Here is an 18,744-nt window from a genome sequence, read left to right on the forward strand (position 1 = left end):
AATGTAGTCACCAATGCCGCATCACAGTCGCTCGCTAATCGCATGGCATCAAAATAATTATTCTTATGATATAGACGCTAGCGCAGCTAATCTGAACTCCTCGATAGCTTCAAGAATCAGATAGTCATTGCTTACCGCTGTCCCCCAAAACAAAGACTGAATAGGATGAGCGATTGTATAGCTTACGTAGCGTGTTCTTATACTTGCCACATCCGCCATCGTTTGAGTGTTAGTGTGCGCCACTGCGTTTCTTATGCTTTGAATATCTTTAGCATACGTATAGACACTGGATATAGCTGCAATTAGCTGCCCCTGATTTAAAGAACCTAGCCTAGGGATTATTCTCGACAATATATCAACATCCCCCCAAGTCGGCTCATATCTAAGTACAGAGTTTTGATTCCCCCAGTATGGGGGCAAGCTATTTATAGGTTTGGCCTTTATAGCTGCACCCGACACATGATCTTCCGACACGGCATCTGCCACAGCAGTTACAGCAGCCCCGGCTCCATCTATGGTTCCCATACATGACTTAAATATACATTCTCTCCAAAACTGCCCCCATCCTTGCCAGAGTCTTGACAGCAGCCCTTCAAGCAGGCATTCCTCTGCAAAAGTAAAGTTCCCTGAGGGCAGCCCGCTTGTAGACACTGCAAACTCTCTAAGTTCTACCTCAACCCTGTCTAATTCTGTACAAAGATCTGTCCATGTCTGGTAGAGAGTCATGAGTTACTACCTAACTTGCCCTCGAAGAGCTTGGCACAACCATTTGATCCTAATCGCACGCTGAGCAGCTCTGTTGCCGCCCTCAGATGCAGCTTTTACGTAATCACCATATTTACCCATATCTTTTTCTTCATGGGCAGCGGCTAAAAGTTTTAGGGCATTTATTGCCGCCGCTTTGTCTGTGAAGTACTCACCTATGGGGTCTAAGTCTAAACCCGCTCCACTATCCGGAAGCCCATAGCGATTGTGTACTAACGCACACAGAAGGGAATGAAAAATATGCGGCTTTGTCGCATAGGTGCCTTGAATCTCAGAGAAATTCTCTACGACAGTTTCGAATGCACCATGAATAAGCTCATCGAAATATTCGATATCCTCAAAATGATCATCATTTTGACTGTAGAGATTTCGCAACTTCGCAGGACTTGTACTTACTACACCTTCTTGAATTGCCAATGCAATATCAGATATAAACTCAGCGTCTGCCATACGAACCATTTGCCTACTGGTTAAAACCTTCCAGTCAACCAGTACCGCGCCATAGTTATCAAGCGTTCTATTCACCCAATCTTTAAACTCACCGAAGAATTCACTATGCCGCTTTTCCGCCTCATTCAAGGGCAGGGTGAAAGCATTCATACGACGAAACATCTGGAGAATTTCGTTACGATTTGCATTCCGTATCACATCTACAGATATAGTGTATGACCAAAATGCCTCTTGCAATTCATCAGGCAACTCTGAGAAAAACTTACCCTGATGCTCTTTAGCATTTTTCCCAAGGGCAAATTTATCATCAGAAAAAGCAACAATAGTGCTTATCCTTTGCTGCCCATCCACGATTTCTCGCTTCGGCTTTCTGGACACTTTATCGACTAGCTCGTGAAAGTAAACTTTCGGAAAAGGATAGTCTTTCAGTATTGTGTCAATGAAGTAGCTTTTTGCTGCTGTAGGCCAAAGGCCTCCACCACGCTGATATTCTGGATTCACAACTAGAATTTTACTTTTATACCAATCCACCAACTCTGCTACTGAATATTTCCCTTCTTCGACTTTCATGCCTTCACCAATCCAATCAGTTTTAAATGCCGTAATTTAGGAAAAAAGGGGGCAGATTTATTTTCTGTCCGACTCTACGTTTGGGTCGCTCTGGTTCCGGTTGGCTTCGTCGTAATCAGGGCTCGTCTGGCCATGTTCCGGCATCGCTTCGCCAGTCAACAACCACCACCTATAGCTAGGAAATACTCGCCCGAGAATCTCGATCTCGTTCGCCCCGATGCGGGCTTTGCCTCTCTTTATGTTCTGCCAGCGTACATAGGCAGTGCTTCCCGCTTCAGCCAAGGCCTTGATGCTGGCAATTTCCAGCAATCTAAGACCTCTATCGGTAATCCCTTCGCTCATTAGAAAAAACCATAAATGTTCTATGTACATTTAGCGAGCGACATGTATTATTCGCATGTGTACCTAGTACACCTAAAGCGCGTCGCTGTTGGTGGCCCGATTATAGGAGTAATCGCATGGAACATGCCTGTTCTGGTGTGCGCCCTGCCTGTAGCGGGTTTCCGCAAGGCGCCACTCGGCAGAAATTCATGCTGGCTCAACATGGATCAATCAGCTAAGACGCGCGCCTGCCTGAATCCACGGAGGCCTTTATGGAAGAAAGCTATATCCCCTTGCTGCTGATGCGGCATAACCGCCCGCTGCGCGGTGTGATGATCGACCGTCAGCCCTGGGTCTGCGCCAAGGAGTTCGGCCTGTTGATGGGACACCGTCACCCGGAGCGGATCTGCCGGCTGATGGATGACGACCAGGTGCGCACGGTGATCTTCCGTACTCATCAGGGCGATGCGGAGCCTGTGCAGGTGCTCAGCGAATCCGCGCTGTACCGCGCCTTGTGCCGTTTCAGCCATCCCGAAAATCGCCAACTGCGCCGCTGGCTCACTCACGAAGCCCTGCCCGCCCTGCGCGACGCCTGGGAGCATCGCGCGCAGGAACCAAAACGCACGCTGATGGCCTGGGATCGCCAGCGCATTAGCCTGCTGGAATGGCAAGGCGACCTGTGGATCGCCCTGCGCGATATGCCCCGCTTCGCCCCGCCACCCACTCCCGGCGAACACTCGCTGCGCACCCTGCTCAATCGCTGGTGGCGCTGATGGCCAGCCGGACCATCCGCATGGACGACACCCCGCATAAAGACATCTAAAAATACCTTTAAAGGTATCTTTATGAGTGCTAGCCTACGAACGCTTACCCCGTGTTCGCACAAATGACCTTATGAAGAAAAGACCTGAATAGAGATAGCTCGGCCCATAGCGAAAGAACCAAGATCAGCTCAGTGAAGCTTGAAGGTTCGGCCCTTAGAGATAGAGCTCAGGCACGATGAATTGCAGATAGCAGAGAACAGGTGGATATGGCGATGACTTATACGGTTTTGGCTGACGTTGCCGCGTCAGTTACAGAGCTCAAAAAAGATCCTATGGGAACCATCCGCGAAGGCGGCGGTGAAACCGTTGTGATCCTCAATCGAAACGAGCCTGCATTCTATGCTGTGCCCCCCGCACGCTATGAAGCCATGCTGGAGCTGATTGACGATCTACAACTGGCTGAAACCGTACGCGCTCGGGCTGGTGAACCTACTGTACGAGTAGATATCGATGACCTCATCGCGCAAGCCGGCGGAGCCGACTAAGTACGCCCTGGAGTTCAACGCCCAAGCACTCAAGGAGTGGGGCAAGCTGGGCAAAACCATACAGTTGCAGTTCGCCAAGAAGCTCAAGGAACGCCTTGAAAATCCTCGGATCGAGGCCGACAAGCTCCGGGACATGCCCAACTGCTACAAGATCAAGCTGCGCTCCATCGGTTATCGCTTGGTCTATGAAGTGATCGACAGCCGCCTGGTAGTTACCGTGATCGCCGTAGGTAAGCGCGAGCGCAGCAAGGTCTACGGCAGCGCTGCCAACCGCTTGTAAGAAACCCGGCCGGATGCCTGTAAAAACTGGGCTTCCGTTCATGAGGGTCAAGCATCCCGCAACGGCCGCGCGATGACAGAAGAAGTACGGCAGATGCTGCGCGAAGCACTCATGCACCAGCAATTAAGCCCACCGGCCTTCACGCCTGAATTTTGCGGGACTTGCCCTTGCAGCGCGAACAACCCAACATCTCCCAAAACGGGAGAAAGCTAGTGCATGTTATTTCGAGAGGGACACTCCGAAGATTCTGGGAGAGCAGCCCTGCTTATGCCGATGCTCAGTCACCCATGGTCGAGTGTTACAGGCATATGGAGAAGGCTACATACCGCACGCAACAGGAGCTGAAGGCCGAATTGCGCACAGCCAGCATTCTCAAGGGGAGTCGAGTGGTGTTCAACATTGCGGGAAACAAGTACCGGATAATTCTTGCCATTGACTATCAACGACAATTGGCCAAGGTGCGCTTCGTTGGCACTCATGCCCAGTACGACCAAGTTGACGCGGAGACTGTCTGATGAACATCAAGCCCATTCGCAACGAGCAAGACTACACAGCGTCGATGGCGCGCATTGACGAGCTGTGGGGCGCAGAGATTGGTACGCCTGAAGGTGATGAACTCGAAGTGCTGGCTCTACTTGTGAGCAAATACGAAGACGAGCACGCCCCGATGCCGCCGTCCGACCCTATCGAAGCCATCAAATTTCGTATGGATCAGCAAGGCCTGACGCCGCGCGACCTAGAGCCGTTCATTGGCTCCAGTGGCAGAGTTTCCGAAGTATTGAACCGCAAGCGAAAATTGAGCCTGGCGATGATCAGACGCCTGCATGACGGCCTACGTATCCCCTATGAAAGTTTGCTGGCAGACGTGGCCTGAAGGCTAGGGGTGAAGGATTTTCATCAGCTCTTTCACAGTGAACGGCCACTGGCGGCTGACGTTCGAGCTTCGCGACGGAAACGCTCATGTCCTGGACTATGAGGATTACCACTGATGAACATGCACAACCCACCCCATCCCGGTGAGTTCATCACCGATATCTACCTGGAGCCCAACGGCATTAGCGGCCGTGAGTTGGCCGAGAAGCTAGGCGTAGCACCCTCGACACTGAGTCGTGTACTCAAAGGCTGCAGCCGTGTAACGCCGGAAATGGCCCTGCGCCTGTCAGTAGCACTGGGGCGCTCGCCGGAAAGCTGGCTGGCCATGCAGGACGCTTATGATCTGTGGATCGCACGTCAGCACGTAGACCTCAAACAGGTTGGTAAACTGGCGTTCGCCTGATTGCTGAAGCGATTGTCACCGTCGATAGAGGTAGCGTCATGTCGCCCCCATCTTTGCAGATCAAAAAGGCCTACTCCGCCAGGGTGCGTCGTTCCAACTACATCGCCAGCCTGCGCTTGGCGGGCTTTCAGGTCACGCCTGCCGATGTGGAACGCCCATTACCTTCACGCGAAGCGGTATTGAGCCAGCTTCGCTCCAAGGGCGACTGAAAGGGACAAAAAGCGGGGCAAATAAAAAGGGGTTAGCTTACGCTAACCCCTTGAAATTTATGGTGGCTACACCGGGACTTGAACCTGGGACATCAGCATTATGAATGCTGCGCTCTAACCAACTGAGCTATGTAGCCAACGGCGCGCATTGTCCGCGTCTCGCCTATCGCTGTCAACCCCAGATCATCGATAAATTTACGTTTTATCAAGCGGTTAGGCTTCGCAGGTGGCGACTCGCTGAATCGCTGGTTTCTGAGCCTGCGGCTCGCCCCTCAACCGCTCGGACGGTGCTTGCGGGGCTGTTGGGCGATGCCGGAAAATCCGCCTCCAGCAGGCTGCAGCGCCGTCGCGCGCTGGCCCATGAACCAGGAGAGCACCTTGAGAGCAAGAGACGACTTCGACGATCTGCGGGCGGAGCGTGATATGCCGACGCATTACCGCAACGAACCCAACCGCCATGCAGGGCTGTGGAAGCAGATCGCGGTTGGCATCGTCGTTGGCTACAGCGTGTTGGGCATACTCAGCGCAGTTGCCTGGATGCTTGTCGCCCAGGTTGCGCTGAATGGTATGTCGATCACCCTGCCCTGACAGGCTGTTGAAAAACTACCTACGTTGGCAATACTGCGTTAAAAACGCCCTCAAAATGCTCATTTACAGCACGTAAACTCCGCTTTTTCGGTCGTTTTTGCCTTGTCTTGCCTACCTCGCCTACGTTTTTCAACGGCCTGCTAGCGCCCGCACCATTGCCCTTCACAGGGCACGCCATCGTTGTCACCGTCCATTTTGGTGCCGGGGCAGTGGCGCAGGAAGAAGGTGGCTTCGGCGCAGGAGGTCATCTGCGAGCAGTGGGTGCGGCCATCGCAGCGATATTGCTTGCTGGCGACCTGGGTTGCGGGTTGGCTGATCGAGGGTGAAGGACGCAGGCTGTCCAGCGAGAAGCTGGACGAGCCGGGCTGAGTGACCACAGGGTTGTCCATCACCGAGCCATCGCTGGCGATATTGCTGATGATCGGGCTGCCAGGCTTGCTCAGGTAGAACTGCCAGAAGGCGGCGCCCAGCAGCAGAATGATGATCAGCTTCTTCATTGCACAGTCCCTTGCCGGTTTCGGTGGCTGCCAGTATTGGCTCGCCGCGCGGACAAATCCAGCGCGAAGCATTGGCACTTGCCATCCCCTGCCCGGCTCTTCATCCTGCCCCATTGTTTACCCAGCGAGCCCTGTCATGACGCCCATCCAGAATCTCGGCCTGGCGCTATTCGTTGTGCTTTCCATCGGTTTCGCCATCGGCCACAAGACCGAATGCAGCGATGGCCGCGTGGTTGAAACCTATCTCGCCAAAGGGTTGGCTTCGCAGTTGCTGGGGCATGATCTTTGCCAGCAACCCTGAACAACCGTCATTAAGGAATGATGTGATGAAACAGTTCGCCTTGCTTGTCAGCCTTGGCCTTCTCGGCGCTTGCGCCAACCTGGGTTCGCAACCTCCGGTGCCGGTCACTTCGCCGGTGGTGCAGGCCTTTCGCGATATCTGCCTGCAGACGGCGCCGAGCTTTGCCGAGGCGCATCGCGTGGCGCGGCAGTATGGCGTCAACGAGATGACCGACATGGGCTTCGCCACCATCGGCTTCAATGCGGACAAGAGCCTGAGCATTCAGGTGAAGGTCAGCCATGAATGCGTGGTGACCAGTGAGGCGCAGGAGGATGACACCCTGACTCGCCAGTTGCTCAGCGCGGCGGCGATCAACGCCGGCACCACGGTGCCGCGCAAGGTGCCGGTGAAGCTGATGATCGCCGGGCAGCCGTTCATCCTGATGCATGATCGCGAAGGTGGTGAGGCCTTCGTCATGCTGAAGCCGGAATGAGGGGGTCGCCGTAGGGCGGATGAGGCCTTTTTCATCCGCCGCCGCTGAAAGGTGGATCGGTGAAGCGTGATCCACCCGCAGCTAACAAGCGGTACAGCTCTGCGTAGGAGCCCCGCCCCGGGGCGAAGCTTTTGCTTTCGCGGTGTTCATGCGATTCGCCGCGAGGCGCGGCTCCTACAGAGTGATGCAGTGCCCGCTGCGTTTGTGTAACCCCGCCGCTCCTACAGTGTTTTGCCTGGTCGCGTGGCCAGCAGCAGGCCGCCGAAGATCATCGCGGCGCCCAGCCAGTGGTAGACCTGCAGGCTCTCGTTCAACAGCACCCAGCCCAGCAATGCGGTGAATACCGGCATGACGTAGTTGGTCAGCGCCGCCTTGGCCGCACCGATCACGCGGATACCGTGGTTCCAGGCCAGGTAGGCCAGCAGCGAGGCGAACACAGCGGTGTAAGTGATGGCCGAGAGGTTGGCGACGTTGAACGCCAGGTGCGCGCCCTGGCTCAGCTCGTAGAGGTAGAACGGCAGGATCAGCGGCACGCCGAGCAGGATGAATGCTCCCAATAGCGCCAGCGGTGGAATCGGCTGCAGATATGCCGCCCAGCGCCGCAGCAGCAGCGAATACAACGCCCAGTCGACCACGGCCAGCAGCATGATCAGGTCGCCCTGATTGAACGATAGGCTGGCCAGGCGGCTCCATTGCCCCTGGCTGATCAACACCGCCAGCCCTGCGACGGCCACCAGCATGCCCCACCAGGCACGGCGCGCCGGCCATTCGTTGAGCAATAGCCCGGCGCCGATGAAGGTCACCAGCGGCAGGCAGGTGTTGACCAGCGAGATGTTGATCGCCGCCGTGGTCTGTGCAGCGCAGTAGAGCAGTGAGTTGTAGCCGGCGATGCCCAGCGCCCCGAGCACCAGCAGGCGCCAGCCGGCATGACGGAGGGCTGCGCGGTGACGCCATAGCGGCATAGCGACGAAGGGCAGCAGCAATACCAACGCCAGGCACCAGCGCCAGAACGACAGGGTGAACGGCGCGATTTCACCGGCAAAGGCGCGCGCCACCAGGGCGTTGCCGGACCAGCAAAGGTTGGCCAGCAGCAGGCCGAACAGCGCCAGCGGGCGCGAATGATTGAGTGTGTTCATAAGGCGAGCACCGCACCAGTGGCGCGGCCTTTATCCGGGCGAGGGTTGGACGGTTGAGCACGGTCACCGAGCAGGCAGTGCTGAGCGATCATTGCGTAGCTTCCGAATCAGGCAGCTTTGCACCATACGGAGGCACGCAAGGCTTGGCAAGGTGGCGGACCCTAGGGTGCGCCATGCGCACCAAGCCAACGGAGTCATGACATTCAGGCCGGCGCACCCGGAAACTATGGGCGCGTTGCGCGAGTGTGAAGGCCGAGTAGCGCGTCGTTCCCGGTACGCGCGGCGCCCCCTAGGGTCGTCAACGCTGACTGCGGCGGCGGCGCAGCGGGCGGCTCAGCAGCCAGAGAATCAGCAGCACGCCGGCCAGGACCACGGCACTGGTGCCCCATTGCATCGGCCCGGCCAGGCGGAACATATCGGCCGGATGCAGGCTCGGCGCGCGGATCATGCGCGCTTCGGCCGCGGCGCCGGTAGTGGGAATGTCGGCCAGGCCGTCACCGTCGAGATCCGGCAGGCTGCGGATATGGTCGAGCAACACCTGCCATTCCTTGAGTTCCTGCACGCCTTCTTTATCCGGGTCCTGGTCGACGATGGCGTCCTCGATACGCGGCAATGGGCGGCCCTCGGCGTCCTTGGGGATGACGTCGAGCAGGCCCTTGGTCAACTCCGGCACCAGCCAGGTGAAACTGCCAACGTAGCTGGTGGCGCCGATGCTGTAGAGACGCGTGTCGTCGAGATCCAGGTCGCGGTAACCCTTGACCGCATCACCGATCTCGATGCGGCTGACGCGGTCGAACGGCACGCGCCAGGGATTGTAGGTAAAGCGCACGCCGGAAACGCGCGGGTAATAGCTCTGGCTGTCACGCAGTTGATAGGCGAGTAGCAGCACTTCCAGCAGCGACTTGATTTCGCGCGCGCTGACATAGGCCTTGATCATCGGGTAGCCGGGCTCGTCGTCGAACTCGCCGATGCCCAGCGGGGCGATGCGAAACAGGTCGGAGACGTCCTGCACGCCGTTGCGGCCCTTGAGCAGGTCATCGCGGATGGTGCCGTTGCCGGTGAACGCCAGGTCGGCATCGACGGCATGACGCAGCGCATCGGTCACCAGGTTGGCCAGGGTCTGATCGGTGAAATCACGGCCCAGACTCTGGTCGACTTTGGCCAGCGGCTGGTCGAATCGGTAGCCCTTGGGCGTGAGCATGCGCTCGCTGACCACCTGCTTGAAGTCTTCCACCTTGGCGGTGATGGCGGCATCGCCGGCGATGCTGTCGTTGACCGGATGCAGGCGGTAGTCGCGTACACGCGGCACGCCGTCGTCGCCGAGGGTCATGCGCAGTTCGCCGAGGTACTGGATTTCCGAACCGGCCTGCACCACCGGGGTGTGTCCGTTGACCAGCACCGGCTGCGGCAGGGCCACGTGCGAGTGGCCGCCGACGACGATATCAATGCCCGGCACCTGCTCGACCAGCTCCACTTCCTCGCCGCGCCAGCTGCCATCGGCCTGCTGGGTAACGCCCATATGCGACAGCAGGATGACCACCTCGGCGCCCTCCTCGCGCAGCTTGGCCACGGTATCCCTGGCGGTGGCGACCGGGTCGGCGAAGGTCAGCGGCTTGATCATCGGGCTGACGGCCACGGCATCGTTGCCGAGCAGGCCAAACAGGCCGAAGCGGATGCCACCGCGCTCGATCAGCTTGTACGGCAGGATGCGTCCGGCGTCGGCGTGCGCCTGGAGGCTGTCATCGGCCTTGCTGGTCGGATCGAAACGCATGTTGCTCGATAACAGCGGCACCAGCGCATCGCCCTTGGCCTTGTGCGCGGCGCTGATCATCGCGGCGAGCCCGGCCGGACGGAAGTCGAATTCGTGGTTGCCGATCACTGCGGCGTCGTAGCCCAGCTCACTCATCAGGCGCAGTTCGCTGCCCATCTCGCGGGCGATGGTGTGAAACAGAGTACCCATGGTGAAGTCGCCGCCGTCGAGCAGCAACAGAGGCTCTTCGCCGGCTGCCGCGCGGCGCTCGTTCAACAATGTGGCCAGGCGCGCGACGCCGCCAACAGTGTCGTCATCGTTCACCGTCGCCGGGGTGTATTCGTTGTTGGGGCCGAAACCGAGCAGGCGCGACTGCCAGTCGTTGCTGTGCAGGATGGTGAAGCTGCGCTCGGCAGCGGCCAGCGGCGTGGCGGCCAGCAGGCCGGCGAGCAGGAGTGAGGGGAACAGGCGCATGGACGATCCTTGACGATGACTGCGCACAGTATGGGGCAGGCCCTGGCGCCAGACAGCGACCAATCGAGACGCCCTTTGTCGCCAATCGAGTCAGGCATTCATTGCCCCAGATCAGCCCCCAAGCCAGGCGGCGAGACTAAGCTGTAATCAGGACTGCAACGTGGAGAAGCGCCATGGACCACTATCACCTGATGCTGATGCTACTGATCGGTGGCTTTCTGCTGTTGGGCGTCGGCTTCAACTTCCGCGAGCACGAATGGGGCGTGCGCGTGCTGGGCCTGGGCGTATTGCTGATGCTGGTGCCGATTGCGTTGCGGGTGCATCTGGCGTTGGCGTAGAGCTCAGGGCACCGTAGGGTGCGCCATGCGCATCGAGCGATGTTGATGATGTCGTTGTCTATTCGAGCGCGGTGTAGCGAAGGGCCGGTGCGCGCGGCGCACCCTACGGGCGCTGCCAACGCTCGGCGGCGCTCTGGTCGCTGCAGCGGCCTTCGACCCAGCGCGGGCCTTGGCTGGTGTCTTCCTTCTTCCAGAACGGCGCGCGGGTTTTCAAGTAATCCATGATGAAATTGCAGGCATCGAACGACGCCTGGCGGTGGGCGCTGCTGGTGCCGACGAAGACGATGGGTTCGCCAGGCTCCAGACGACCGATGCGATGGATGATCTCGATGCCCAGCAGCGGCCAGCGCTCGCGCGCCTCATCGGCGATCTTGCCCAGAGCCTTTTCGGTCATGCCGGGAAAGTGCTCGAGAAACATGCCACCGACTTCGCGGCCATCATTGAAATCGCGCACGTAGCCGACGAAGGTGACCACCGCGCCGATGCCAAGGTTGGCGGCATGCAGGGCGTTGAGCTCGCTGCCGGGGTCGAAGGGTTGGGCTTGGACGCGGATGGTCATGGGGATCTCGTTTGCAAAGGACGCTGGTCAAGAGCAGGCGGCTTGGAGAGATTGGTGGGCTGAAGCCCACCCTACGGTACCTGCATCAACCGCCGGTGACGGTGGGGAAGAAGGCGACTTCATCGCCTTCGGTCAGCGGCTCGTCGAGGCTGCACAGTTCCTGGTTACGCGCGCACATCAGGTTCTGCTCACCCAGCACTTCCCATTCGCCGCCACGGGCCACCAGATGCAGGCGCACGTCGTCGAGGGTGGCGAAGTCGCCGCTCAGTTGTTCATCGTCACGGCCCAGGGCTTCACGGTAGCGGGCGAAGTATTGCACGCGGATCATGCTTGTTCCTCCAGCTTGTAGTGACCGCTCTTGCCGCCGAGCTTTTCCAGCAGGCGTACCTGCTCGATGACCATGCCGCGATCCACGGCCTTGCACATGTCATAGATGGTCAGCGCGGCGACGCTGGCGGCAGTCAGTGCTTCCATCTCGACACCGGTTTGCCCGGACAGTTTGCAACGGGCAGTGATATGCACGCTGTCGTCGCCTTCGGCGCGCAGCTCGACCCTTACGCCGGTGAGCATCAGCGGGTGGCAAAGGGGGATCAGGTCGCTGGTTTTCTTCGCGGCCTGGATGCCGGCGATACGTGCCACGGCGAATACGTCGCCCTTGGGGTGCTCACCGGCAACGATCATCTGCAGGGTGGCGGGTAGCATGCGCACGCGCGCTTCTGCGGTGGCTTCGCGGAAGGTGGTCGCCTTGTCGGTGACGTCGACCATGTGCGCGCGGCCTTGGGAATCGAGGTGGGTCAGCACGGGAAAGCTCCTGGCGGGAATCGGCCGATTGTAAACCTGCAGGTCAGGATTTCGTAGCCCGGATGAAATCCAAGACCAGAGCGGCAAAACGCCCCGGATTTCATCCGGGCTACTGACTAGATTCGGCTACACAACTGCAGCAGCGGATTTATCCGCGATCATCGCGGCTGAAGCCGCTCCCACGGGACCTGCAGAAATTCGTTGATGCAGACTAAAACGCCCCTGCTCTTGCGAGCAGGGGCGCCAGTGTTTAACAGCTGTAGGGTTACATATGGGTTTCCGCGTACTCCGCGAGGATCGAGCGCGGTACGCCTTGCAGGGTGATGTGCACGCCGTGCGGGAAGTCCTTGAAGCGTTCGGTGAGATAGGTCAGACCCGAGCTGGGCGCGGATAGGTAAGGGGTGTCGATCTGCGCCAGGTTACCCAGGCACACCACCTTCGAGCCGTTGCCGGCGCGGGTGATGATGGTCTTCATCTGGTGCGGGGTGAGGTTCTGGCATTCATCGATGAGGATCAGGCTCTGCTGGAAGCTGCGCCCACGGATGTAGTTCAGCGACTTAAATTGCAGCGGCACTTTTTGCAGGATGTAGTCGACGCTGCCGTGGGTGCTCTCATCCTCCATATGCAGCGCTTCGAGGTTGTCGGTAATCGCGCCGAGCCAGGGCTCCATCTTCTCCGCCTCGGTGCCGGGCAGAAAGCCGATCTCCTGATCCAGCCCCTGCACGCTGCGGGTGGCGATGATCCTGCGGTAGCGCTTGCTGACCATGGTCTGCTCGATGGCCGCGGCCAGCGCCAGTATGGTTTTGCCCGAGCCGGCGGCGCCGGATAGGTTGACCAGGTGAATGTCCGGATCGAGCAGCGCGAATAGCGCCAGCGCCTGATGGATGTCGCGCGGCTTGAGGCCCCAGGCTTCCTGGTGCAGCAGCGGTTCCTGGTGCATGTCGAGAATCACCAGTTCATCGCCCTTGATCGCCTTGATCCAGCCGACGAAGCCCTGTTCATCGAGGATGAACTCGTTGACGTGCACCGCAGGCAGGTTGTCGGTCAGTTGCACGCGGTGCCAGGTACGGCCATGGTCCTGACGGGTGTCGACCTTGCTCACGCGATCCCAGAACGAGCCGGGCATGTCGTGATACCCCTTCGACAGCAGCGAGACGTCATCGACCAGTTGGTCGGTGTGATAGTCCTCGGCGTCGATCCCGCAAGCGCGCGCCTTCAGGCGCATGTTGATGTCCTTGGTCACCAGCACCACGGACAGGCCGGGGTTGCGCGACTTCAGCTCCACCAACTGGTTGATGATCTTGTTGTCGTTGAGGTTTTCCGGCAGCCAGGTCACCGGCGCCGCACTTTTACTCATAAGGATGGAAAGACGACCGCAGGGGCCGCTCTTGCCGCGCTGGATGGGTACCCCGTACTCGACGTCCTCAGGTTCGGCACCGGCGAGAATCTGATCGATCAGGCGGATGGCCTGGCGACATTCGGCGGCAACGCCATGCTTGCCGGATTTCAGTTTGTCGAGTTCCTCCAACACCGTCATCGGGATGGCGACGTGGTGTTCTTCGAAGTTGAGCAAGGCGTTGGGATCGTGGATCAGAACATTGGTGTCGAGGGCGTAGAGGGTTGGAGCGGTGGGCTTGGAGCGTCCGTGGTCATCCATACTCGGTCACCTTCTTGTAGTAGCCAGGCGACGCAATACCTGGGCGGTGCTGCGCCGGACAGAGACCGCCGACTTTTTCAGGTCGGGGCCGAAAGGTGGCAAGCAAGGTGAGGGCCAATGGCCGCCACCTGTATGCAGGTTTCGGCGGTCTTGCTTTTTTATTACTCCAATTCACATGACAGAAAAACGTTTTTTTATCGTCATGCAGGTTTATTTGCAGACGCGACAGATAGTGCTTGGCGAGCCGCCAGCACCCCGTTACAGTCCGAAGTCCTACCTGCTGCAACTCCCCTCTCTTACCCGCCCCCTCTTGCAGCATGCCGCGCCAATCAGGTGCAGGTAACGCTTCGCCCCTGCTCATTGCTGGCAACCGCTTCGCGAGCAGAGCTCGCTCCTACAACGGCAGCGCCTCGGTTCCTCTCAATCGTCCCGATAAGTGGTCTTGCCGCTTCCCTGCCCTCTAGCAGGCTGTTGAAAAACTACCTGCGTTGCCATTACTGCGTTAAAAACAGGCTCAAAATGCTCATTTACAACTCGTAAACTCCGCTTTTTCGCCTGTTTTTGCCTTGCACTGGCTGCCTCGCCTACGTTTTTCAACGGCCTGCTAGAATCGCCGTCACGCTTTCTGGAGATTCCGCACATGCTGATGGTGATTTCACCGGCCAAGACCCTCGACTACGAGACGCCACCCGCCACCCCGCGCTTCACCCAACCCGAACACCTCGACCACGCCCAGGAACTGATCGCCCAACTGCGCGATTTCAGCCCTGCGCAGATCGCCGAACTGATGGGCCTGTCGGACAAGCTCGCCGGCCTCAACGCCGCGCGCTTCGGTAGCTGGGAGCGGCCGTTCAACCCGTCCAACGCCAAGCAGGCGCTGTTGGCGTTCAAGGGCGACGTCTACACCGGCCTGAACGCCGAGGATTTTTCCGAGGACGACTTCGATTTCGCCCAGAGCCACCTGCGCATGCTTTCCGGCCTGTACGGTGTGCTGCGCCCGCTGGACCTGATGCAGGCCTACCGCCTGGAAATGGGCACCAAACTGGCCAACGGCCGCGGCAAGGATCTGTACGCCTTCTGGGGCGAGCGCATCAGCGGCTGGCTCAACGAAGCGCTGGCGGCCCAAGGCGATGACGTGCTGCTCAACCTGGCTTCGAATGAGTACTTCGGCGCGGTCAAACGCAAGGCGCTGAACGCACGTCTCATCGACACCGAGTTCAAGGACCTGAAGAACGGCCAGTACAAGATCATCAGCTTCTACGCCAAGAAGGCCCGCGGCCTGATGGCGCGCTACGTGATCAAGGAGCGCCTGACCAACCCTGAAGGCCTGAAGGACTTCAACTATCAGGGCTACCGTTATTCGGCCGAGCACTCCAAGGCCGACAGCCTGGTTTTCCTGCGCGACCAGCCGCAAGACTGACCCCTCCTCCAGCCAAGCCCATGCACCGCTCATCGGTTGTCGCATGGGCTTGGCCGCTGCGCTTGCTCACTCCCGCCTCTCTCTCGCCTGCCGCTTCGCTGCAGCGCGAGCGTTGCGCTTGCCCGTGGTTCCTGCGACCACAGGCCTGCACCTGAAAACCTGTTTGGCGTCACACTTTCAGCGCAACTGCACCTCTTTGAGAACTTATTGCACGGCTTAGTTATCCGATAGTTTCAAGCATATTAATGAACATATTGCCATCATGCATTTTGCAACTTGCCATTATATTGCAATCAAATTAGCCGTTCAGCTCCGGTTCAGCTTCAGGACGAACGGTAGGAACTATCCGAAAGGGCAGCCACTCATACAGCCCGTAACACATTTCAATACATAACTTTCTGAACACTTGAACCTGCCAGATAGCGAATTAATTTTCGCCGAACAGTTTCACCCAAAAGAAAGTTTGTGCGCGTCAAAGGGAGAGATGGCAACCCGCCACAGTACCGATATAGAGGCCTCAAGCGAGGCGACAGCGACAACATCAAAGGGCCAGCCTTCAATATAAAGGCCCGCACTTGGTGCCACTTCCGGCGCCCACTCTACTTATGCCTGAATGAACTCAAACCTATTAAAACGGTGAGTTCACGGACGAGTTTTGGCCATAAGGCCAGTATTTAAAACTGCATCAAACGGACGAGGTTAATACCATGCGAATCAGTATCTTTGGTTTGGGTTATGTAGGTGCCGTTTGTGCCGGCTGTTTGTCGGCACGAGGTCACGACGTGATTGGCGTGGATATCTCCGCGAACAAGATCGACCTGATCAATAACGGCAAATCGCCCATCGTTGAACCGGGCCTGGAAGAACTGCTGCAACAAGGTCTGCGTCAGGGCCGCCTGCGTGGCACCACCGACGTTGCCGCTGCCGTTCTGGAAAGCGATGTGTCGTTCATCTGCGTCGGTACGCCGAGCAAGAAGAACGGCGACCTTGAACTGAACTACATCGAAGGCGTGTGCCGCGAGATCGGTTTCGCCATGCGCGACAAGAAAGAGCGCCACACCGTAGTGGTTCGCAGCACCGTACTGCCGGGCACCGCGAAGAACGTGGTACTGCCGATTCTCGAAGACTGCTCGGGCAAGAAGGCTGGCGTCGACTTCGGCCTGGCGGTGAACCCCGAGTTCCTGCGCGAGAGCACCGCGATCAAGGACTACGATTTCCCCCCGATGACCGTCATCGGTGAGCTGGACAAAGCCTCCGGCGACCTGCTGGAAAGCATCTACAGCGAGCTCGACGCGCCGATCATCCGCAAGGACATCGAAGTCGCCGAGATGATCAAGTACACCTGCAACGTCTGGCACGCCGCCAAGGTCACCTTCGCCAACGAGATCGGCAACATCGCCAAGGCCGTCGGCGTCGATGGCCGCGAGGTGATGGACGTGGTCTGCCAGGACCACAAGCTGAACCTCTCCAAGTACTACATGAAGCCCGGCTTCGCCTTTGGCGGCTCCTGCCTGCCCAAGGACGTACGCGCGCTGAACTACCGCGCCGGCAGCCTGGACGTGGAAGCCCCGCTGATCGGCTCGCTGATGCGCAGCAACGCCGCCCAGGTGCAGAAGGCCTTCGACATCATCGCCAGCCAGGATTCGCGCAAGGTCGCCCTGCTCGGCCTGAGCTTCAAGGCCGGCACCGATGACCTGCGTGAAAGCCCGCAGGTGGAACTGGCGGAAATGCTCATCGGCAAGGGTTTCGACCTGAGCATCTACGACCGCAACGTCGAATACGCCCGTGTCCACGGGGCCAACAAGGAATACATCGAGTCGAAGATCCCGCACGTTTCCTCGCTGCTCAACAGCGACCTCGAAGACGTCGTGGCCAAGGCCGACATCATCGTCCTGGGCAACAGCGACGAGCGTTTCGCCAAGCTGGCTGAGCAGGCGCCGAGCGGCAAGCGGGTGATCGACCTGGTCGGCTTCATGCCCCACGCCAGCAATGGCGTGGCCGAAGGCATCTGCTGGTAAGGACCCGAACGGACCTGCGCGCCCAGCGCGCGCAGGTACTCGGAGACGCATATGGACAAGCTCAAGAACGGCCTCAACCAAGCCAGCGGCTGGATGCTCTATCTCAGCCTGCTGATGCTGCTGGCACTGGCCCTGCCACGCACGGTGTTCGACCCCGAAGCGCGGGACTTCATCCTGCTCATCGGCATCGTCGGCATCTGGCGCTATTCCATGGGCGCCATGCACTTCGTGCGCGGCTGCCTGTTCCTTTACCTGGTGTACCCCTGGTATCGCCGCAAGGTTACAAAACTCGGCAAGGACGCCGACCCCTCTCATGTGTTCCTGCTGGTCACCAGCTTTCGCATCGAGGCACTGACCACCGCCATGGTCTACCGCTCGGTGATTCGCGAAGCCATCGACTGCGGGTATTCCTGCACCGTGGTGTGCTCGATCGTCGAGCTCTCCGACGAGTTGCTGATCAAGAACCTCTGGGCTCAGGCCGAGCCGCCGGCGCATGTCACCCTGGACATCGTACGCATCCCCGGCACCGGCAAGCGTGATGGTCTGGCCTATGGTTTCCGCGCCATTTCCCGGCAGATGCCGGACCGGGATGCGGTGGTGGCGGTTATCGACGGCGATACCGTGCTCGAGCCGGGCGTGGTGATCAAGACCGTGCCCTGGTTCAAGCTCTTCCCCAACGTCGGCGGGCTGACCACCAACGAGTTCTGCGAGGTACGCGGCAGCTACCTGATGAGCGAGTGGCACAAGCTGCGCTTCGCTCAGCGCCACCTCAACATGTGCTCGATGGCGCTCTCCAAACGCGTGCTGACCATGACCGGGCGCATGTCGGTATTCCGCGCCAGCGTGGTGACCGACCCCGAGTTCATCCGCGATGTGGAAAGCGATCACCTGGAACACTGGCGCCTGGGGCGCTTCCAGTTCCTCACCGGTGACGACAAGTCCAGCTGGTACAGCCTGATGCGCCTGGGCTACGACACCTTCTACGTGCCGGATGCGGCGATCAACACGGTCGAGCACCCGCCGGAGAAGAGTTTCATCAAGGCCAGCCGCAAGCTGATGTTCCGCTGGTACGGCAACAACCTGCGGCAGAACTCGCGCGCCCTGCGTCTGGGCATGGGCCGCCTCGGCGCCTTCACCAGTCTGGTGCTGTTCGACCAGCGTGTGTCGATGTGGACCTGCCTGCTGGGCCTATCCGTAGCGATCATCGCCAGCATCAAGTACAGCCTGATGTACCTGCTGATCTACCTGCTGTGGATCGGCAGCACGCGGCTGATCTTGACGCTGCTGCTGATGTGCTCCGGCCACCGCATCGGCCCGGCCTACCCGGTGCTGCTCTATTACAACCAGATCGTTGGCGCGCTGGTGAAGATCTACGTGTTCTTCCGCCTCGACCAGCAATCCTGGACGCGCCAAAACACCAAGCTCAACCGCGGCCTGTCCAGCTTCGCCAACTGGTTCAACAGCTGGTCGTCGCGTGCCATGACCTTCTCTGCCGCCTCTGTCTTCATCGCCGCGCTGCTGGCGCTGGTGTGACCGTACTCGAATAGGAATTA

24 protein-coding genes and 1 tRNA gene are annotated in these 18,744 nt (G+C 58.9%); 14 read left to right on the top strand and 11 right to left on the bottom strand.

Annotation, left to right across the window (positions count from 1 at the left end; all coding sequences use genetic code 11):
- Positions 1 to 63 precede the first annotated feature (63 nt).
- Genes CDO35_RS22770 through CDO35_RS02170 form a run of 3 tightly spaced genes read right to left on the bottom strand, consistent with a single transcriptional unit; the run spans position 64 to position 2,127 of the window.
- Positions 64 to 726: a hypothetical protein gene (locus tag CDO35_RS22770; protein ID WP_143507296.1), complete on the bottom strand. Its 663-nt coding sequence runs from the start codon at positions 724 to 726 to the stop codon at positions 64 to 66.
- 6 nt (positions 727 to 732) lie between these two features.
- A complete protein-coding gene (locus tag CDO35_RS02165) occupies positions 733 to 1,785 on the bottom strand; it encodes a DUF262 domain-containing protein (RefSeq protein WP_099522363.1) in 1,053 nt (350 codons plus the stop codon).
- Between the two features lie 57 nt (positions 1,786 to 1,842).
- Positions 1,843 to 2,127, bottom strand: coding sequence for a DNA-binding protein (locus CDO35_RS02170; protein WP_099522364.1), 285 nt, complete (start codon positions 2,125 to 2,127; stop codon positions 1,843 to 1,845).
- 251 nt (positions 2,128 to 2,378) lie between these two features.
- Between CDO35_RS02170 and CDO35_RS02175 the strand changes: the two genes are divergently transcribed.
- From CDO35_RS02175 to CDO35_RS02210, 7 genes are all read left to right on the top strand, one after another.
- Entirely contained in the window at positions 2,379 to 2,879 is a 501-nt protein-coding gene (locus tag CDO35_RS02175; RefSeq protein WP_099522365.1) for a BRO-N domain-containing protein, read from the top strand.
- Positions 2,880 to 3,142: 263 nt separating this feature from the next.
- The gene (locus tag CDO35_RS02180) at positions 3,143 to 3,415 is read left to right on the top strand and encodes a type II toxin-antitoxin system Phd/YefM family antitoxin (protein WP_208019927.1); all 273 of its coding nucleotides are present in this window, start codon (positions 3,143 to 3,145) and stop codon (positions 3,413 to 3,415) included.
- Positions 3,381 to 3,695, top strand: a complete 315-nt coding sequence (locus CDO35_RS02185; RefSeq protein ID WP_099522366.1) for a type II toxin-antitoxin system RelE family toxin — start codon at positions 3,381 to 3,383, stop codon at positions 3,693 to 3,695. Before CDO35_RS02180 ends, CDO35_RS02185 begins: the two co-directional genes overlap by 35 nt.
- A gap of 212 nt (positions 3,696 to 3,907) precedes the next feature.
- Positions 3,908 to 4,210 carry a type II toxin-antitoxin system HigB family toxin gene (locus CDO35_RS02190; protein WP_099522367.1) on the top strand — a complete coding sequence of 101 codons (303 nt, stop codon included), beginning with the start codon at positions 3,908 to 3,910 and terminating at the stop codon, positions 4,208 to 4,210.
- The gene (locus CDO35_RS02195) at positions 4,210 to 4,569 is read left to right on the top strand and encodes a helix-turn-helix domain-containing protein (protein ID WP_003459491.1); all 360 of its coding nucleotides are present in this window, start codon (positions 4,210 to 4,212) and stop codon (positions 4,567 to 4,569) included. The genes CDO35_RS02190 and CDO35_RS02195 overlap by 1 nt, the downstream gene beginning before the upstream one ends.
- Positions 4,570 to 4,683: 114 nt before the next feature.
- A complete protein-coding gene (locus tag CDO35_RS02205) occupies positions 4,684 to 4,971 on the top strand; it encodes a HigA family addiction module antitoxin (RefSeq protein ID WP_099522368.1) in 288 nt (95 codons plus the stop codon).
- A gap of 38 nt (positions 4,972 to 5,009) precedes the next feature.
- A complete protein-coding gene (locus tag CDO35_RS02210) occupies positions 5,010 to 5,180 on the top strand; it encodes a YhfG family protein (RefSeq protein ID WP_099522369.1) in 171 nt (56 codons plus the stop codon).
- Between the two features lie 60 nt (positions 5,181 to 5,240).
- On the opposite strand, the gene CDO35_RS02215 is transcribed toward CDO35_RS02210, so the two are convergent.
- Positions 5,241 to 5,317 (bottom strand) — tRNA-Met (locus CDO35_RS02215).
- Positions 5,318 to 5,540: 223 nt separating this feature from the next.
- On the opposite strand from CDO35_RS02215, the gene CDO35_RS02220 reads away from it, so the two are divergent.
- The gene (locus CDO35_RS02220; protein WP_099522370.1) at positions 5,541 to 5,768 is read left to right on the top strand and encodes a hypothetical protein; all 228 of its coding nucleotides are present in this window, start codon (positions 5,541 to 5,543) and stop codon (positions 5,766 to 5,768) included.
- Positions 5,769 to 5,908: 140 nt separating this feature from the next.
- Here the strand turns inward: CDO35_RS02220 and CDO35_RS02225 are convergent, their stop codons facing one another.
- Positions 5,909 to 6,265 carry an excalibur calcium-binding domain-containing protein gene (locus CDO35_RS02225; RefSeq protein WP_099522371.1) on the bottom strand — a complete coding sequence of 119 codons (357 nt, stop codon included), beginning with the start codon at positions 6,263 to 6,265 and terminating at the stop codon, positions 5,909 to 5,911.
- Positions 6,266 to 6,401: 136 nt separating this feature from the next.
- Here CDO35_RS02225 and CDO35_RS22915 point away from each other — a divergent pair, with 136 nt between their 5' ends.
- Together CDO35_RS22915 and CDO35_RS02235 are read left to right on the top strand one after the other, a co-directional pair.
- Positions 6,402 to 6,566 (top strand): hypothetical protein, encoded by a 165-nt coding sequence (locus CDO35_RS22915; RefSeq protein ID WP_099522372.1) that lies wholly within the window; start codon positions 6,402 to 6,404, stop codon positions 6,564 to 6,566.
- A 25-nt stretch (positions 6,567 to 6,591) separates the two neighbouring features.
- A complete protein-coding gene (locus CDO35_RS02235) occupies positions 6,592 to 7,038 on the top strand; it encodes a hypothetical protein (RefSeq protein ID WP_099522373.1) in 447 nt (148 codons plus the stop codon).
- A 221-nt stretch (positions 7,039 to 7,259) separates the two neighbouring features.
- On the opposite strand, the gene CDO35_RS02240 is transcribed toward CDO35_RS02235, so the two are convergent.
- Together CDO35_RS02240 and CDO35_RS02245 are read right to left on the bottom strand one after the other, a co-directional pair.
- On the bottom strand, positions 7,260 to 8,174 hold the full coding sequence (locus CDO35_RS02240; RefSeq protein ID WP_099522374.1) for a DMT family transporter: 915 nt from the start codon (positions 8,172 to 8,174) through the stop codon (positions 7,260 to 7,262).
- A 298-nt stretch (positions 8,175 to 8,472) separates the two neighbouring features.
- On the bottom strand, positions 8,473 to 10,398 hold the full coding sequence (locus tag CDO35_RS02245) for a bifunctional metallophosphatase/5'-nucleotidase (protein WP_099522375.1): 1,926 nt from the start codon (positions 10,396 to 10,398) through the stop codon (positions 8,473 to 8,475).
- A gap of 173 nt (positions 10,399 to 10,571) precedes the next feature.
- On the opposite strand from CDO35_RS02245, the gene CDO35_RS22920 reads away from it, so the two are divergent.
- Positions 10,572 to 10,736 carry a hypothetical protein gene (locus CDO35_RS22920; protein ID WP_003459472.1) on the top strand — a complete coding sequence of 55 codons (165 nt, stop codon included), beginning with the start codon at positions 10,572 to 10,574 and terminating at the stop codon, positions 10,734 to 10,736.
- A gap of 103 nt (positions 10,737 to 10,839) precedes the next feature.
- On the opposite strand, the gene moaE is transcribed toward CDO35_RS22920, so the two are convergent.
- From moaE to CDO35_RS02265, 4 genes are all read right to left on the bottom strand, one after another.
- Positions 10,840 to 11,295: a molybdopterin synthase catalytic subunit MoaE gene (gene moaE / locus CDO35_RS02250; RefSeq protein WP_099522376.1), complete on the bottom strand. Its 456-nt coding sequence runs from the start codon at positions 11,293 to 11,295 to the stop codon at positions 10,840 to 10,842.
- An 85-nt stretch (positions 11,296 to 11,380) separates the two neighbouring features.
- Positions 11,381 to 11,623 carry a MoaD/ThiS family protein gene (locus CDO35_RS02255; protein ID WP_099522377.1) on the bottom strand — a complete coding sequence of 81 codons (243 nt, stop codon included), beginning with the start codon at positions 11,621 to 11,623 and terminating at the stop codon, positions 11,381 to 11,383.
- Positions 11,620 to 12,096 (bottom strand): cyclic pyranopterin monophosphate synthase MoaC, encoded by a 477-nt coding sequence (gene moaC / locus CDO35_RS02260; RefSeq protein ID WP_099522378.1) that lies wholly within the window; start codon positions 12,094 to 12,096, stop codon positions 11,620 to 11,622. Before moaC ends, CDO35_RS02255 begins: the two co-directional genes overlap by 4 nt.
- Before the next feature lie 265 nt (positions 12,097 to 12,361).
- The gene (locus tag CDO35_RS02265) at positions 12,362 to 13,753 is read right to left on the bottom strand and encodes a PhoH family protein (protein ID WP_037005508.1); all 1,392 of its coding nucleotides are present in this window, start codon (positions 13,751 to 13,753) and stop codon (positions 12,362 to 12,364) included.
- Positions 13,754 to 14,393: 640 nt separating this feature from the next.
- Between CDO35_RS02265 and yaaA the strand changes: the two genes are divergently transcribed.
- The 3 genes from yaaA (at position 14,394) to alg8 (ending at position 18,724) form a co-directional block, all read left to right on the top strand.
- Positions 14,394 to 15,173, top strand: a complete 780-nt coding sequence (gene yaaA, locus CDO35_RS02270; protein WP_099522379.1) for a peroxide stress protein YaaA — start codon at positions 14,394 to 14,396, stop codon at positions 15,171 to 15,173.
- Positions 15,174 to 15,880: 707 nt separating this feature from the next.
- The gene (algD, locus tag CDO35_RS02275; protein WP_099522380.1) at positions 15,881 to 17,191 is read left to right on the top strand and encodes a GDP-mannose 6-dehydrogenase; all 1,311 of its coding nucleotides are present in this window, start codon (positions 15,881 to 15,883) and stop codon (positions 17,189 to 17,191) included.
- A gap of 51 nt (positions 17,192 to 17,242) precedes the next feature.
- Positions 17,243 to 18,724: a mannuronan synthase gene (gene alg8 / locus CDO35_RS02280; protein WP_099522381.1), complete on the top strand. Its 1,482-nt coding sequence runs from the start codon at positions 17,243 to 17,245 to the stop codon at positions 18,722 to 18,724.
- Positions 18,725 to 18,744: the final 20 nt, after the last annotated feature.

It is taken from the genome of Pseudomonas sediminis (assembly GCF_002741105.1).
GTDB classification, from domain to species: Bacteria; Pseudomonadota; Gammaproteobacteria; order Pseudomonadales; family Pseudomonadaceae; genus Aquipseudomonas; species Aquipseudomonas sediminis.

What these genes read in the sequence shown, in the direction of transcription:
- CDO35_RS22770 (WP_143507296.1), bottom strand. Translation starts at nt 726, where the DNA reads ATGACTCTCTACCAGACATGGACAGATCTTTGTACAGAATTAGACAGG.
- CDO35_RS02165 (WP_099522363.1), bottom strand. Translation starts at nt 1,785, where the DNA reads ATGAAAGTCGAAGAAGGGAAATATTCAGTAGCAGAGTTGGTGGATTGG.
- CDO35_RS02170 (WP_099522364.1), bottom strand. Translation starts at nt 2,127, where the DNA reads ATGAGCGAAGGGATTACCGATAGAGGTCTTAGATTGCTGGAAATTGCC.
- CDO35_RS02175 (WP_099522365.1), top strand. Translation starts at nt 2,379, where the DNA reads ATGGAAGAAAGCTATATCCCCTTGCTGCTGATGCGGCATAACCGCCCG.
- CDO35_RS02180 (WP_208019927.1), top strand. Translation starts at nt 3,143, where the DNA reads ATGACTTATACGGTTTTGGCTGACGTTGCCGCGTCAGTTACAGAGCTC.
- CDO35_RS02185 (WP_099522366.1), top strand. Translation starts at nt 3,381, where the DNA reads ATGACCTCATCGCGCAAGCCGGCGGAGCCGACTAAGTACGCCCTGGAG.
- CDO35_RS02195 (WP_003459491.1), top strand. Translation starts at nt 4,210, where the DNA reads ATGAACATCAAGCCCATTCGCAACGAGCAAGACTACACAGCGTCGATG.
- CDO35_RS02205 (WP_099522368.1), top strand. Translation starts at nt 4,684, where the DNA reads ATGAACATGCACAACCCACCCCATCCCGGTGAGTTCATCACCGATATC.
- CDO35_RS02210 (WP_099522369.1), top strand. Translation starts at nt 5,010, where the DNA reads ATGTCGCCCCCATCTTTGCAGATCAAAAAGGCCTACTCCGCCAGGGTG.
- CDO35_RS02220 (WP_099522370.1), top strand. Translation starts at nt 5,541, where the DNA reads ATGAACCAGGAGAGCACCTTGAGAGCAAGAGACGACTTCGACGATCTG.
- CDO35_RS02225 (WP_099522371.1), bottom strand. Translation starts at nt 6,265, where the DNA reads ATGAAGAAGCTGATCATCATTCTGCTGCTGGGCGCCGCCTTCTGGCAG.
- CDO35_RS22915 (WP_099522372.1), top strand. Translation starts at nt 6,402, where the DNA reads ATGACGCCCATCCAGAATCTCGGCCTGGCGCTATTCGTTGTGCTTTCC.
- CDO35_RS02235 (WP_099522373.1), top strand. Translation starts at nt 6,592, where the DNA reads ATGAAACAGTTCGCCTTGCTTGTCAGCCTTGGCCTTCTCGGCGCTTGC.
- CDO35_RS02240 (WP_099522374.1), bottom strand. Translation starts at nt 8,174, where the DNA reads ATGAACACACTCAATCATTCGCGCCCGCTGGCGCTGTTCGGCCTGCTG.
- CDO35_RS02245 (WP_099522375.1), bottom strand. Translation starts at nt 10,398, where the DNA reads ATGCGCCTGTTCCCCTCACTCCTGCTCGCCGGCCTGCTGGCCGCCACG.
- CDO35_RS22920 (WP_003459472.1), top strand. Translation starts at nt 10,572, where the DNA reads ATGGACCACTATCACCTGATGCTGATGCTACTGATCGGTGGCTTTCTG.
- moaE (WP_099522376.1), bottom strand. Translation starts at nt 11,295, where the DNA reads ATGACCATCCGCGTCCAAGCCCAACCCTTCGACCCCGGCAGCGAGCTC.
- CDO35_RS02255 (WP_099522377.1), bottom strand. Translation starts at nt 11,623, where the DNA reads ATGATCCGCGTGCAATACTTCGCCCGCTACCGTGAAGCCCTGGGCCGT.
- CDO35_RS02265 (WP_037005508.1), bottom strand. Translation starts at nt 13,753, where the DNA reads ATGGATGACCACGGACGCTCCAAGCCCACCGCTCCAACCCTCTACGCC.
- yaaA (WP_099522379.1), top strand. Translation starts at nt 14,394, where the DNA reads ATGCTGATGGTGATTTCACCGGCCAAGACCCTCGACTACGAGACGCCA.
- algD (WP_099522380.1), top strand. Translation starts at nt 15,881, where the DNA reads ATGCGAATCAGTATCTTTGGTTTGGGTTATGTAGGTGCCGTTTGTGCC.
- alg8 (WP_099522381.1), top strand. Translation starts at nt 17,243, where the DNA reads ATGGACAAGCTCAAGAACGGCCTCAACCAAGCCAGCGGCTGGATGCTC.